Genomic DNA, 13,608 nt, shown 5'->3' with positions numbered 1-13,608 from the left:
CTCACCCAAGCTGCGCTAGCCAGCAGGCTGGCAAGCTCCGCTAACCCTCTCCCCTGTCCAGGGGAGAGGGAAGAAGATGCAGTCCTGAATGTCGATACAGCCTAAGTCTGTGGCAGGCGGTGTCGCTTGGCCTTCGACTTCGCTCAGGCTGAACGGAGGTCCGAGGGTCAGCCCCGGAACAGATTCCCCAACACCCCGCGTACGACCGCCCCCATGATCCCCCCGCTGTTCGACCGCCGCCGCGATCCGCCACCGAACACCTGCTTGCCGATCTCGTTGGCGACCTGTCGCCCGATCGAGGAGCTGGCCGAGCGTGCCGCGCTGGTCGCGATCTTGGCCCAGGGGGAGTTGGCGGCCTCGCGCTGTTCGGCGATGCGCGCGCGTTCGGCCTCTTTGGCGGCCTTCGCCTCGGCCTTGGCCGCCTGCGCCGCCTGTTTGTCGGCTTCGGTCGCGGCCCGCGCTTCCGCAGCGGCGGCGGCGGCTTCCTGAGTCTTGGCGGCGAGCAGTTCCTCGGCCGATTCGCGGTCGATCGCCTGGTCATATTTCGCGCCGACCGCATCGGTCTCGACCAGAACCTTGCGCTCCTCGGGCGTGGCGGGGCCGACCCGGCTGCGCGGCGGGGCGATCATCGTGCGCTCGACCGGCGAGGGCGAGCCGTCGGGCTGGAGCAGCGACACCAGCGCCTCGCCGACCTTCAGCTCGGTGATCGCGCTGGCCACATCGACGCCGGGATTGGCGCGGAACGTCTCGGCGGCGGAGCGCACCGCCGCCTGGTCGCGCGGGGTGAAGGCGCGCAGCGCGTGCTGGACGCGGTTGCCCAGCTGCCCCGCGATCTTGTCGGGCACGTCGATCGGGTTCTGGGTGATGAAATAGACGCCGACACCCTTCGACCGGATCAGCCGCACGACCCGCTCGATCGTGTCGACCAAAGCGGGTGCGGCCCCGTCGAACAGCAGATGCGCCTCGTCGAAGAAGAACACCAGCTTGGGCTTGTCGGGGTCGCCGATCTCGGGAAGCTGCTCGAACAGCTCGGACAGCAGCCACAGGAGGAAGGTGGCATAAAGCTTGGGGCTGGCCATCAGCTGGTCGGCGGCCAGGATGTTGACCACGCCGCGCCCCGCCTCGTCGGTGCGGATCAGGTCGGCGAGTTCGAGTGCGGGCTCGCCGAAGAAATGCTCGCCCCCTTGCGTGCGCAGCTGGAGCAAGGCGCGCTGGATCGCACCGACTGACTGTTTGGAGACATTGCCATAGCTGGTGGTCAGTTCGTCGGCCCGCGCGGCGCATTCGGCCAGCATCGCCTGGAGGTCGTCGAGGTCGAGGAGCAACAGCCCTTCCTTGTCCGCGACATGGAAGGCGATGGTCAGCACCCCCTCCTGCGTCTCGTTAAGCCCCATCATCCGCGCGAGCAGCAGCGGCCCCATCTCCGACACGGTGGCGCGGACCGGATGCCCCTGGGTCCCGAACAGGTCCCAGAACTGCACGGGCGCGGCTTCATAGGACCAGTCGGTCATCCCCAGCTCGGCGGCGCGCGCGGCGAAGGCGGCATGGGTCTTGCCCAGCGCCGATCCCGCCAGTCCCAGCCCCGACAGGTCGCCCTTCACATCGGCGACGAAGCTGGGCACCCCGGCGCGCGAGAAGCCCTCGACCATGGTCTGCAACGTCACCGTCTTGCCGGTGCCGGTCGCGCCCGCGATCAGGCCGTGCCGGTTGGCGCGCTTGAGGTCGATCGCCTGCGGCTTGCCGCCGCCCATGCCGATGAAGATGCCGTCCATGGCCGCATATTATCGCGGCGTTCGGTGACGGGAATAGCAAAAGGGCCGCCGCATCGGGGAGATGCGACGGCCCTTTTCGGACGGGCGGGACCGTTACTTGATACGCAGCGGCATCAGGCGGTCGGCGATCCGGCCGCGGGTGATCTGCGCCAGCACCTGCGGACGACCGGCGGCCTTGGCGGCGGCGACGACGCGCTGGACGTCGGCGGCGCTGCGGACCGGGGTGCCGTTGATCGCCGTGATGACGTCGCCGCGCTTCAGCTTGGAGGCGGCATCGCTCGACGGATCGACCGCCGCGATCACCACGCCCTGGGTCGATGGTTCGACATTGATCGCGCGGGCGATCGCCGGGGTCAGCGTCTGCACCGACAGGCCCAGGCCGCCACCGGCCGCCGGAGCGACCTGCGCATCGTCGTCGCTGTCGGGGAAGGCGTCGGAGCCGTCACCCAGCGACGCGGCCAGTTCCTCGTTGGACGGACGCGTCGCGGCGGTCGCGGTCAGCGAGACCGGCTTGCCGCCGCGCAGCACCTCGAGGTTGACGCGGCCGCCCGGCGGGACATTGGCGATCAGATAGGACAGTGTCTGTTCGGGCGTGACCGACTGGCCGTTGACCTTGGTCACCACGTCGAACGCCTTCAGCCCGGCCTTGGCGGCGGGGCCGTTGGGCTCGACCTTGGCGATGACCTCGCCCTGGTTCTTGGGGATGCCCAGCGACGCGGCGACATCGTCGGTGACCGGGCCGCCGATCTGCACGCCCAGATAGCCGCGCTCGATCTTCTGGCCCTTCATCAGCTTGTCGATGATCGGCTTGGCATCCTCGGCCGGGATGGCGAAGCCGATGCCGATATTGCCGCCCGACTGCGAATAGATCTGGCTGTTGATGCCGATCACATTGCCGTTCATGTCGAACATCGGGCCGCCCGAATTGCCCTGGTTGATCGCGGCGTCGGTCTGGATGAAGCGGTCGTTCGCGCCGCCCTGGCCGGTAACGCGGTGGACGGCCGAGACGATACCGGCGGTCACGGTGCTCGACAGGCCGAAGGGCTGGCCGATCGCCAGCACCCAGTCGCCCGGCCGCGCGCGCGACGAATCGCCGAAGCGGACGAAGGGCAGGTTCTGGCCGTCGATCTTCAGGACCGCCAGGTCCGAGGTCTCGTCGCGGCCGACGACCTTGGCGGTATATTCCTTGCGGTCGTTGAGCGTGACGGTGATCGAATCGACCGAGGCACCCTGCGCGCCCGGTGCGATGACGTGGTTGTTGGTGACGATGTAACCGTCGGGCGAGATCAGGAAGCCGGAGCCCAGCGAGGCGCCTTCGCGCTTTTGCGGCTGCGGCCCGGTCTGGCCGCCGAACTGGCCGAACATGCCCTCGAACGGCGTGCCCGCGAACGGGTTCGGCTGCTGCTTGACGGTGATCGACTGCTTGGTGGAGATGTTGACGACAGCGGGCTGGAGCTTGGCGACCATGTCGGCAAAGCTCATCGGCGCGCCGGCGCGGGGGGCGACCGCCTGGATCGCGCCCGGTTCGTTCTGCGCGACCTGGGCGGTGCCGGGCTGGAGGGCCAGGGTCGCGGTCGCGCCACCGAGGAGGAGCGCACTGGTAATGGCGTAGGCGTAGCGCACTGGGCTAGGGTCCTCTCAAAGAAAATTCAGTTTGACCGTGTCCTATTTGTCACGGTTTGGCTGAACGACGCTTGAATATGAACGAGCGGAAAGGCGGGAAAACCGCCTATCGACCCGGCGCGGTGAATTCCTTCAAATAGCTGTTCTGCGGCGACAGAATGATCTGGGTGCTCCCATGTTCCTGAGTCGAGCCGTCCGCGCCGAAGGTATGGCGATAGGACTGCATGGCCCGGTAGAAGTCATAGAAATCCGCATCCTTGCCAAAGGCCTGGGCATAGATTTGCGCGGCCTGGGCATCGGCGTCGGCGCGGACGATCTGCGCCTGCTTCTGGCCTTGCGCGGCGATGGTGATCGCCTCCTGCTGGCGCGCGGTCTGCATCCGGGCGAGCGCGCTTTGCAGCGGGGTGCCCGGCGGCAGCTCGGCTTCCTTGATCCGCACGTCGACGATCTGCACGCCGTACTGGCGCGCGATCCGGTCGAGCCGGACCTGGATCGCGTCCATCACCTGCCCGCGCTCGGGGCTGAGCAGTTCGGACGACCGCCGCTTGCCCAGTTCGTTGCGCAGCGCCGATCCGAAGATCGGGCGAAGCTGGTTGATGACGCCGTCGACGCTGCCCGCCGTCGCCAGCATCCGGCGTGGGTCGATCACGCGGAAACGGGCAAAGGCATCGACGTTCATGCGCAGCTGGTCGGTCGACAGCACCTGGGTCTTTTCCAGGTCGAGGTCGAGCACCCGCTTGTCGACCCAGACGATGCGGTCGATGAAGGGAATGCGTGCGATCAGCCCGGCGCCGCTGTCGCCCAGTTCCTCGTTCGGGCGATAGCCGTTGACGATCCGGCGCGGCTGCTCGAACCGATAGATCACCGCCTGCTTGGTCTCGGGCACGATGGCGAAGGTCGCCGCCGCCACGATCACCGCGACCAGCAGGGCGACGCCCAGCACGATCGGATTGCGCATCGACAGACCGTTCACTGGCCGCCTCCCTGCGTCGCGACGGGCGCGGCGGGTTCGGGCGCCACCATCTCGGGCGCGGGGCGCGCCTTTTGCAGCGGCAGATAGGGCACGACGCCCGGCGCCTCGACGATGGTCTTGTCCGACTTGGCCAGCACGGCCTCCATGGTCTCGTAATACATGCGGCGGCGGGTCACTTCGGGGGCCAGGCGATATTGTTCGTACACCTTGTCGAACTGCGCCGCCTCACCCTGGGCGCGGGCGATCACCTGCTGCGCATAGGATTTGGCCTGGTTCACATCGGCCACCGCGCGCTGCTGCGCCGCCGTCACCTTGTTGAAGTCGTCGACGATCTGCTGCGGCGGGGCGGCCTGCTTGATCGCCACGCCCTGGATTCGCACGCCCGAGCGATATTCGTTCAGGATCGACTGGGTCAGCTCCTGCACCCGCTGTTCGATGCCGGTACGGCCCGACCCCAGCGCCTGGTCCAGCGTCGTCTCGGCGATGACCGCGCGCATCGCGCTCTCGGCGGCGGCGCGGACCGTCTCCTGCGGCTGGGCGAGGCGGAAGGCGAAGTCGCGCGGATTGGCGATGTCCCAGCGGACCGAATAGGTCAGGTCGATGATGTTCTGGTCGCCGGTCAGGACCAGATTTTCGCCCGAGCCCTCGGGGAAATTCTCGGTCCGGATCTTCTGCACGTCCAGGACGCGCACGGCGGCGATGGGGGCGGGGGCGGTCAGCTGGATGCCGGGTTCGAGCACGCCGGTATAGCGACCGAAATAGGTGACGACGCCGCGCTGCTGCGGGCCGATCGGATGGATAGAGGTGTAGAGCAGCCAGATGCCGACCAGGATCGCGGCCCCGATCGCCCAGAGGGTGCGTCCGCCGGGCGCGCCGGGCAGGCCGCCAAAGCCGCCGCCGCCCGATCCGCCGGGGCCTTCGCCCGGTCCGCCGCCGCCCGATCCGCGCGCCTTGCGGATGAACTCGTCCAGCGCGGTCGGCTTGGCAGGGGCCTTGCGACCGCCCGGCGGGACGGCCCAGGGATTGCGGGGCCCGCCATCGGAGTCTTCACCGGACCCGCCCCATGGGCCCTTCGGCGTCTCGGCGGCAAGAATGGGGGGGCGTCGGAAGCGACCCGTCAGCTTTCTCATAGTCATCGTTATAGGAACGGTTCGCCGACAAAAACAGTGCCAAGCCGCGTAACCCATCCTATCTGCCCCCCATGAGCATGATCGAGACGGTGAAGGCGGCGGTGGCCGCGGTGGCGGGCAAGCGCGCGAGCGTGCGGATGGAGGGCGCGCGCGCGGGCGTCGTGCTCGACGCCACGGGGCTGGACGGCGCGGGCCGACAGGCGCTGGAGGACGGGGTCAAGGCGGCCGCGATCCAGTCGGGGGCGGAGGATGTCCGCGTCGTCCTGACCGCCGAGAAACGCGAGCGCCGGATCGTCGCGGTCGCCAGCGGCAAGGGGGGAGTGGGCAAGTCCACCCTGTCGGCCAATCTCGCCATCGCGCTGGCGCGGGGCGGGCGCAAGGTCGGGCTGGTCGATGCGGACATCTATGGCCCGTCGCAGCCCCGGTTGATGGCGGCCGAGGGGGTGAAACCCGTCGCGCAGGACGGCAAGCTGCAACCCGTGCCGACCCCGCATGGCGTTCCCCTGCTGTCGATGGGCCAGCTGGTCGAGCCGGACAAGGCAATCGCCTGGCGCGGGCCGATGGCGGCGGGGGCGCTCAGCCAGCTGGTCGATGGCGACTGGGGCGCGACCGAGCTGCTGGTGCTCGACCTGCCGCCGGGGACGGGCGACGTTCAGCTGACCATGGTGCAGAAGCACCGCCCGGCGGGTGCGGTCATCGTATCGACGCCGCAGGACCTGGCGCTGATCGATGCCCGGCGGGCGATCGACCTGTTCGCCAAGGCCGGCGTGCCGATCATCGGGCTGGTCGAGAATATGGCGGGCTATTGCTGTCCGCATTGCGGCGGCATCTCGGACCCGTTCGGCTCGGGCGGGGCGGAAGCGGCGGCGGTGGAGCTGGGCATTCCCTTCCTGGGGCGGGTGCCGCTGACCATCGCGATTCGCACCGCCTCCGACGCGGGGCAGCCGCCCGCGGCGGGGGAGGGGGACACGGTCTTCGCCCCGCTGGCCGAACGGGTGGCGCAGTGGCTGGACGCGAGCCCGGCGGCGGCATGAAACCGGCGCGGCGGCAGGGCGTTAGAGCCGGATAAGCCGCCCGCATCCCCTTGATCCCGCAAGCCGGACGGGCGGTTCGAGAAAAGGGACCGTCCATGCCGCTGACCGCCGACGAGGATATCCGCGCCCTGCTGAGCGAGGCGCGCACCATCGCGCTGGTCGGTGCCTCGGACCGCCCCGACCGGCCCTCCTACGGGGTGATGAAGCGGTTGCAGGATCATGGCTATCGCGTGATTCCGGTCAATCCGCAGATCACCGGCGAGCATGTGCATGGCGAGTTCGTGTTCCGCGAGCTGGGCCAGCTGGGCGATCCCATCGACATCGTCGACATCTTCCGCCGCTCGGACGCGGTCGGCGCCATCGTGGACGAGGCGATCGCGATCGGGGCCAAGGCGATCTGGATGCAGCTGGGCGTCGTCAACGACGAAGCGGCGGCGCGCGCCGAGGCGGCCGGGCTGAAGGTGGTCATGAACCGCTGTCCGGCGATCGAGATACCCCGGCTGGGCATCGCGCCGGTGACCGGGGGCTGAGGTCGGGGGCCAAGAACAGGGAGATGCGACGATGATGATGCCGTTCCTGATCCTGCTGGCCGCGCCGCAAGCACCGGAGCGTCAGCTGGTGACACTTCCCCGGCTGACGGCGGGATGTGTGCCGGGTCGCTGTCCGATGACGGCACGCCCCTCGCCCTATCGGCTGGGCCCCGACAGGACGAGCGCGATCGATTCCAAGTCCCGCGCCTTTGCCAATGACGGCACCTATTGTGCTGTTGTCGGGGACAAATATTGCACCAGCAAGCCGCGAACCCTGTTCCGGATGCCGATCGACCAGTAATCGGTCGGCACTGGTGCAAAGGAATACTGGCGCGATGCCCGCGAAACAGGCATGATCCCGGCCGTGGCGGTCATCCGACCGCGCGCATGCACGATGCCGGGAGAGCGTCATGGTTGCGACGATTTGGGCGATAGGGATGATGGTGGCTCCTATTCAGGGGGAGATGCCGCCGCCCCAGCCATCGGTCGACGCAATCATGGCCAGGACCCGGCGACTGACCAGCGTCGAGAGCCGCTGCATCTATGATCCCAACGCGACCGATGTGACCGTCTGCGGTCGTCGCAATGCCGATCGCTTCCGCTTTCCTTATCAATCCGCACCCGATCCCGGCGACCCCAGGCATGAGGGGGTGATGGCCGAGCGCACCCGGATGCTGGCGCGCAGCACGCCGTTGAAGGATCTGTCCCCCTTCCAGGTCGGCGGCGGCCTTGCCGGCGTCACGGTCGGAACTGGTGGGCGAAGCGGCGCGCTGACCCTGCGGAAGCCCGCGCCATGATGCTGGTGCCGCTGATCCTCGCGCTCCAGGCGACTCCGGCGGCGGCCGGGCCGCCGCCGGGCACCGAGCGTTTCTCGATCCTGGCTCCCGATCCTTGCCCGCCCTCGGCCGGGACGAAGGACGAGGTGATCGTGTGCGGACGGCGTTTGGGGGACAATCGCCTGCCCCCCGATCCGGATGCGCCGCCCGCCAAGCCGCTGATGTCCAATCCCGACCTGACCGGCATCGGGGCGTTGCGGGCCGCGGGCACGCCCTGCGCCGCGCAGCTTGCGGGGTGCGGGGGGAAGGTGGACGTCGTGACGCCCGTGCTGATGCTGGCGAACGAGGCGCGGATCGGGCTCAGCAAGATCGTCGACAAGGCGCGCGACAAGCGCAACCGCGTGCCGATCGCGCTCGATGGGCCCGGGCCGCGAGGGCATTTGGAGCCATAGGCCGGATCGCCCCCAAATCCTCCCCTTCCAGGGGAGGAATGGACGGAATGTCGATCCGATCGAGACGCCCGCGCCGATGAAGCAGGCGCGCCCCTCAGCCGCGCGCCTGTCGCCGCGACCGGGCCGAGGGCGGCGGGGCGAACCAGTCGGCCAGCGTCAGCCCGGTCTGCGCCATCGCGCGCAGCACCACCTGTCCGGCCGCGCGCGCATCGCTCAGCGCGTCATGGTGGCGGTGTTCCAGCTCGAGGAAGGCGGCCAGCGTGCTCAGCTTGTGATTGGGCAGCTCGGGCCAGGCCCGCCGGGCGATGGTCACGCTGTCCAGCCAGCGCGCGGCGATCGGGGGCAGCGCGTCGCGTTCGCAGGCGCGGCCCAGCGCCCCCTTGTCGAACCCCGAATGCGCCACCGTCACCCGCCCGCCCAGATGCCCGGCCAGTTCGGGATGGAGCGCGGCGAAATTGGGCTTGCCCAGGACATGATCGGCGGTGATGCCATGGATGCCGATATTGAAGGGGCTGAACTCGTCGCACGGATCGACCAGCGTCTCATAGGCGAGCACCTCGACTCCGTCCGTATAGCCGACGATACCGATCTGGCAGATGCTGCTGGTACGCGAACAGGCGGTTTCGACGTCGATGACCACGAAATCGGGGGAAATCATCCCGCCACTTTAGCGCGATCTGGCGTTTCGAGCAATAAAAGGTCGCCTGCCCGCTCGACAGCGACCATTTCTATCCGCTACCCGCCCAGGCTCAACGAACGCTCTGGATACGGGAAAAGATGATGGGCGACGCATTGCGGGTGGCTTTGGCGGGACTCGGTACGGTGGGGGGCGGCGTCATTCGCCTGCTCGACGCGAACCGGGAGCTGATTACCCGGCGTGCCGGTCGCCCGATCGAGATCGTCGCCGTTTCCGCGCGCGACCGGACCAAGGATCGCGGCGTCGACCTGTCGCGGTTCGAATGGGTGGACGACACCGCCGCGCTCGCCGCGCGCGAGGATGCCGATGTCGTGGTCGAGCTGATCGGCGGATCGGACGGCCCCGCGCTGACGCTGGCGCGCACCGCGCTGGAGGCCGGGCGCGGCTTCGTCACCGCCAACAAGGCGATGCTGGCGCATCACGGGCTGGAGCTGGCGCAGAAGGCGGAGGCGTCGAAGGCGGCGCTGAAGTTCGAGGCGGCGGTGGCGGGCGGCATCCCGGTCATCAAGGGGCTGCGCGAAGGCGCGGCGGCCAATGCCATCGCGCGCGTCTATGGCATCCTGAACGGCACCTGCAATTTCATCCTGTCCAAGATGGAGGCGGAGGGCCGCGACTTTGCCGAGGTGCTCGCCGAGGCGCAGGCGCTGGGCTATGCCGAGGCGGACCCCAGCTTCGACATTGACGGGGTGGATGCCGCGCACAAGCTGTCGATCCTGGCCGCCATCGCCTTCGGCACGCAGCCGGCGTTCGGCGATGTCGCGATCGGCGGGGTGCGCCATGTCCTGGCCGCCGATATCGCGCAGGCGGCCTCGCTGGGCTACCGGGTCCGTCTGGTCGGCGTGGCGGAGGAAGGGGCGAACGGCCTGTTCCAGCGGGTGCATCCCCATCTGGTGCCGCTCGACCATCCGCTGGCGCATGTCACCGGATCGACCAATGCGGTGGTCGCGGAGGGCAATTTCGTCGGCCGCCTGCTGTTCCAGGGCGCGGGCGCGGGCGATGGCCCGACCGCCAGCGCGGTGGTCGCCGACCTGATCGACATTGCGCGCGGCGAATATGGCGCGTCCTTCGCCATGCCCGCGCACGAACTGATCCCGGCGGCCAAGGCCGATAGCGGCGAGCGGCGCGGGCGCGCCTATCTGCGCTTCACCGTGCAGGACAAGGTCGGCGTGCTGGCCGAGATCGCGGCGGCGATGCGCGATGCGGGCGTGTCGATCGAAAGCCTGATCCAGCGCGGCGAAGCGGCCGATGGCGGCGTGATGATCGCCATCGTGACTCATGAGGGGCCGGAGCGCGCGGTTGCCCAGGCGCTGGAGCGGTTGCGCGGCAGCCAGAGCCTCGTGGGGCAGCCGCTGTTGATGCATATTCTGGGGTGATTTTTCGGGGGTGTAGGGTCTCTGCGAGGCCCCTTGCCCTCCCCCAGCCCCTCCCGCCTGCGGGAGGGGAGCTTTAAGGTGACGCCTCCCGCCTGCTGGAGGGGAGTTTTAGGGTGATGCCTCCCGCTTGCGGGAGAGAAGTTTATGGAATTCGGCGTTTCGTCCTTGCCGCTCCCCTCCCGCAGGCGGGAGGGGCTGGGGGAGGGCGGTGTCTCACCGAGCCCTTCCCTTACTTCTTGATCAACCCGATCTCGACCAGCCGCTCGTACAGATAGTCATGTGCCGTGATCGGCGTCGGATAGCGGTTCGGATTGTCCGCCGTCACCGTGCCCGGCAGCGTCTCGATCAGGAAATCTGGCGCGGGGTGCAGGAAGAAGGGCATCGAGTAACGCGAGAAGCCGCGCCGCTCGACCGGCGGGTTGACCACCCGGTGCGTGGTCGAGGGCAGGACATGGTTGGTCAGCCGCTGGAGCATGTCGCCGACATTGACCACCATCGCCCCCTCGGGCGGGCGGATCGCCAGCCATTCGCCCGAATCGCGGTCGAGCAGTTCCAGCCCCGCCTCTTCCGCGCCCAGCAACAGGGTGATGAGGTTGATATCCTCATGCGCGCCCGCCCGCACGCCCTCGGCATCCGCCGGGATGGGGGGATAATGGAGCAGGCGCAGCACCGAATTGCCGTCCTTGACCGCCGGATCGAACCAATGCGGATCGAGCTTCAGATGCCGGGCGATGGCCGACAGCAGGCGATCCCCCGCGCGGTCGAACGCGGTGAAGAGTTCGAGAAAGTCGTCGCGGAACCCCTCGGGCCGGGTGGGCCAGATATTGGCGGGCATCCGGTCGGCATAGGCATGACCCTCGGGCAGTTCGCGGCCGACATGCCAGAATTCCTTGAGGTCGACGACCTTGGCATCCTTGGCGATCTCGGTCTTGAACGGGGTATAGCCGCGCGCACCGCCGCCGCCGGGGATGTGATAGCCGCGCTTCTCCTCCTCGGGCAGGTCGAACAGCGCCTTAGTCTGCGCCCAGGCGCGGTCGATCAGCTCGGCGGGGACGCCGTGGTCGGCGACGATCGCAAAGCCGAACCGCTCGAACGAACCGCCCAGCGCGGCGGCGAACGCCTGGGGATCGCGGTCCTGATCGGCCAGGCTGAGCGTCGGGACCTCGGCGGAGCGGGTGTCGGTCATGAATATATCGTCCAGAAATCGAATAGGCGTAAGGCTATATAATGTCCCTACCGGCCCGAACAGGCCAGCCGGTCGGCGGTCAATTTATCCGCCGAGCGTGATCGTGCCCGTCGATCGGTCGCCGCCCGCATCGCGCAGCTCGAGTCGGAAGCGCTTGTTCTCGGCGGTGGTGCCGACCAGCCCCTCGCCGCGATCGGTCAGGGTGAAATCGGCATCCGTCATCTTGTCGCGGAACCAGTCGCGCACCGTCTGCGGATCGGCGGGGCTGTCGAAGGTCATGACGAACGCCTTGTCGCGGCCATTGCCGACATCGACGTTGCGGATCTTCGAGCCGGGATAGAGGTGGACGCCGTTCAGCTCGAAATTATCCGCCTCCAGCGACACCTTGGGCAGCTTGAACGCGCCGGTGAAGCCGGGCAGCGCCAGCTTCACCTCGCCCGACCTGCCGTCGACCGCCGCCAGTGTCTGGCCGTCCGAGCTGTTGATCGTCACCGAGGTGCCGTCGGTCGGCCGGTCGCAACCCGCCAGCGTCCCCGCCAGCGCCAATGCCGTGCCCAGCGAGAGGGGCAGGGCGATTCGATGCAGGATGGTCATGACGGCAAACTCCCTCCAGTGTCCTGTCGGTCCGATACACGTGGGGGTGGTGTGTGGCGCGCGCAAGCTGTCGACGCGCTGAACGCGGTTGAGGGCGAAGGTGATCGGCTCGGTTGGGTTTTCCCGGTTTCCCTGGCGTCCGAACGCGCTTATGGGACAGGCATCATGTCCGAATCCCGTTCCGCTGATCCGGCGACCCCCGTCGCCGCCGACACCCCCGGCGCGCCCATCGGCTTTGTCGAATTCGTCCTGCTGATCGCGGCGCTGATGGCGCTGACCGCGCTGGGGATCGATTCGATGCTGCCCGCGCTGCCCGCCATCGGCGAGGCGCTGAACGCGTCGCCCACCCAGCGGCCGTTCGTCGTCACCGCCTTCCTGATCGGGTTCGGCGTGGCGCAGCTGGTGCATGGGCCGCTGGCGGACCGTTATGGGCGGCGGCGGGTGCTGATCGTGGCGCTGGTCATCTATATCATCGCCAATGGCGCGGCGGCGATGGCGGGCAGCTTCCTGCTGCTGATGGTCGCGCGCGTCTGTGCGGGCGCGGCGATCGCGGCGACGCGGGTGGCGACGGTGGCGCTGGTCCGCGACTGCTATCATGGTCGCGCCATGGCGCAGGTGATGTCGATCGCCTTCATGGTGTTCATGGTGGTGCCGATCCTGGCGCCCGCCTTCGGTGAGCTGGTGCTCTTGTTCGGCAATTGGCGGCTGATCTTCTGGACCATTGCGGGCCTCGCCACGCTGGTGCTGATCTGGTTCGCGGTCCGCATGCCCGAGACGCTGAAGCCCGAGGCGCGGCTGCCCATCTCGCTCGACCGGATCTGGCGCGGCTGGCGGCAGACGGCGGCCGACCGGCTGTCGCTGGGCTATACGCTGGCGGCGACCGCGCTGATGGCGGCGCTCTATGGCTATCTCAACTCGGTGCAGCCGATCATGGCGGTGACGTTCGGGCGCGAAAAGCTGCTCGCGCTGATCTTCGCCACGACCTCGGTGACGATGGCGGCGGCCAATCTGCTCAACTCGCGGATCGTCATGCGGCTGGGCACGCGGCTGATCAGCCACAGCTCGGTGACGATCCTGATTATCGTCTCGGCGCTGCATCTGGCGATCGCGTGGTTCGGTGGCGAATCGCTGATCGTGTTCGCGGTGCTTCAGGCGATCACCATGGCCTGTTTCGGTCTGGCGACCTCCAATTTCTCGGCGATGGCGATGGAGAATATGGGCGGCATCGCGGGCACCGCGTCGAGCGTGCAGGGCTTTGCCAGCGTCACCATCGGGTCGGTGATCGGCGCCGGGATCGGCCAGGCCTTTGACGGGACGACCCGGCCCTTGACGCTGGGCTTCCTGGTGGCGGGCTGCGCGGCCTTCGCCTTTGTCTTCGCGACCGAGCGCGGGCGGATGTTCCGCCCCCTCTGACACGCGCACGGCCCGCGCCGGGAACCGGCCGGGCCGCCGCACCGTTCCACCCTCC

At 68.5% G+C, this 13,608-nt stretch carries 14 protein-coding genes; 7 read left to right on the top strand and 7 right to left on the bottom strand.

Translation table 11 applies throughout. The annotated features are described in order from the left end of the window. Window positions 1-167 precede the first annotated feature (167 nt). From ACFX59_RS16695 to hflK, 4 genes are all read right to left on the bottom strand, one after another. Window positions 168-1,772 (bottom strand): helicase HerA-like domain-containing protein, encoded by a 1,605-nt coding sequence (locus ACFX59_RS16695; RefSeq protein ID WP_387433876.1) that lies wholly within the window; start codon window positions 1,770-1,772, stop codon window positions 168-170. A gap of 93 nt (window positions 1,773-1,865) precedes the next feature. Then, a complete protein-coding gene (locus tag ACFX59_RS16690; RefSeq protein ID WP_309692345.1) occupies window positions 1,866-3,395 on the bottom strand; it encodes a Do family serine endopeptidase in 1,530 nt (509 codons plus the stop codon). A gap of 106 nt (window positions 3,396-3,501) precedes the next feature. Beyond that, window positions 3,502-4,368 carry a protease modulator HflC gene (locus ACFX59_RS16685; protein ID WP_309692347.1) on the bottom strand — a complete coding sequence of 289 codons (867 nt, stop codon included), beginning with the start codon at window positions 4,366-4,368 and terminating at the stop codon, window positions 3,502-3,504. Continuing rightward, entirely contained in the window at window positions 4,365-5,498 is a 1,134-nt protein-coding gene (hflK, locus tag ACFX59_RS16680) for a protease modulator HflK (RefSeq protein ID WP_387433872.1), read from the bottom strand. Before hflK ends, ACFX59_RS16685 begins: the two co-directional genes overlap by 4 nt. A 71-nt stretch (window positions 5,499-5,569) precedes the next feature. On the opposite strand from hflK, the gene ACFX59_RS16675 reads away from it, so the two are divergent. The 5 genes from ACFX59_RS16675 to ACFX59_RS16655 all read left to right on the top strand — a co-directional run bounded on the left by ACFX59_RS16675 (window position 5,570) and on the right by ACFX59_RS16655 (window position 8,290). Beyond that, on the top strand, window positions 5,570-6,532 hold the full coding sequence (locus tag ACFX59_RS16675) for an Mrp/NBP35 family ATP-binding protein (RefSeq protein ID WP_387433869.1): 963 nt from the start codon (window positions 5,570-5,572) through the stop codon (window positions 6,530-6,532). A 95-nt stretch (window positions 6,533-6,627) separates the two neighbouring features. After that, window positions 6,628-7,062 (top strand): CoA-binding protein, encoded by a 435-nt coding sequence (locus ACFX59_RS16670; RefSeq protein ID WP_387433866.1) that lies wholly within the window; start codon window positions 6,628-6,630, stop codon window positions 7,060-7,062. A gap of 31 nt (window positions 7,063-7,093) precedes the next feature. Next, on the top strand, window positions 7,094-7,363 hold the full coding sequence (locus ACFX59_RS16665) for a hypothetical protein (protein ID WP_387433863.1): 270 nt from the start codon (window positions 7,094-7,096) through the stop codon (window positions 7,361-7,363). Between the two features lie 196 nt (window positions 7,364-7,559). Continuing rightward, window positions 7,560-7,859, top strand: a complete 300-nt coding sequence (locus tag ACFX59_RS16660; protein ID WP_387433860.1) for a hypothetical protein — start codon at window positions 7,560-7,562, stop codon at window positions 7,857-7,859. Then, entirely contained in the window at window positions 7,856-8,290 is a 435-nt protein-coding gene (locus ACFX59_RS16655) for a hypothetical protein (protein ID WP_307102630.1), read from the top strand. Before ACFX59_RS16660 ends, ACFX59_RS16655 begins: the two co-directional genes overlap by 4 nt. 94 nt (window positions 8,291-8,384) lie before the next feature. Here ACFX59_RS16655 and ACFX59_RS16650 read toward each other — a convergent pair whose 3' ends face one another. Beyond that, the gene (locus ACFX59_RS16650) at window positions 8,385-8,948 is read right to left on the bottom strand and encodes a 3'-5' exonuclease (RefSeq protein WP_309692365.1); all 564 of its coding nucleotides are present in this window, start codon (window positions 8,946-8,948) and stop codon (window positions 8,385-8,387) included. Window positions 8,949-9,070: 122 nt separating this feature from the next. On the opposite strand from ACFX59_RS16650, the gene ACFX59_RS16645 reads away from it, so the two are divergent. After that, complete coding sequence (locus tag ACFX59_RS16645; protein ID WP_307102634.1) at window positions 9,071-10,360, top strand: homoserine dehydrogenase; 1,290 nt, start codon at window positions 9,071-9,073, stop codon at window positions 10,358-10,360. A 229-nt stretch (window positions 10,361-10,589) separates the two neighbouring features. Here ACFX59_RS16645 and ACFX59_RS16640 read toward each other — a convergent pair whose 3' ends face one another. Together ACFX59_RS16640 and ACFX59_RS16635 are read right to left on the bottom strand one after the other, a co-directional pair. Beyond that, window positions 10,590-11,546: an isopenicillin N synthase family dioxygenase gene (locus tag ACFX59_RS16640; protein WP_387433857.1), complete on the bottom strand. Its 957-nt coding sequence runs from the start codon at window positions 11,544-11,546 to the stop codon at window positions 10,590-10,592. Between the two features lie 84 nt (window positions 11,547-11,630). Continuing rightward, window positions 11,631-12,140 carry a hypothetical protein gene (locus ACFX59_RS16635; protein ID WP_387433854.1) on the bottom strand — a complete coding sequence of 170 codons (510 nt, stop codon included), beginning with the start codon at window positions 12,138-12,140 and terminating at the stop codon, window positions 11,631-11,633. A 165-nt stretch (window positions 12,141-12,305) separates the two neighbouring features. Between ACFX59_RS16635 and ACFX59_RS16630 the strand changes: the two genes are divergently transcribed. Beyond that, a complete protein-coding gene (locus ACFX59_RS16630) occupies window positions 12,306-13,553 on the top strand; it encodes a multidrug effflux MFS transporter (protein ID WP_387433852.1) in 1,248 nt (415 codons plus the stop codon). The last annotated feature ends 55 nt before the right edge of the window (window positions 13,554-13,608 follow it).

Origin of the sequence: Sphingomonas sp. NCPPB 2930, from assembly GCF_042867205.1 — a bacterium.
Taxonomy (GTDB): domain Bacteria; phylum Pseudomonadota; class Alphaproteobacteria; order Sphingomonadales; family Sphingomonadaceae; genus Sphingomonas.
The sequence above is the reverse complement of the archived record's forward strand: the minus strand, read 5'-3'. Positions and strand labels throughout refer to the sequence as shown.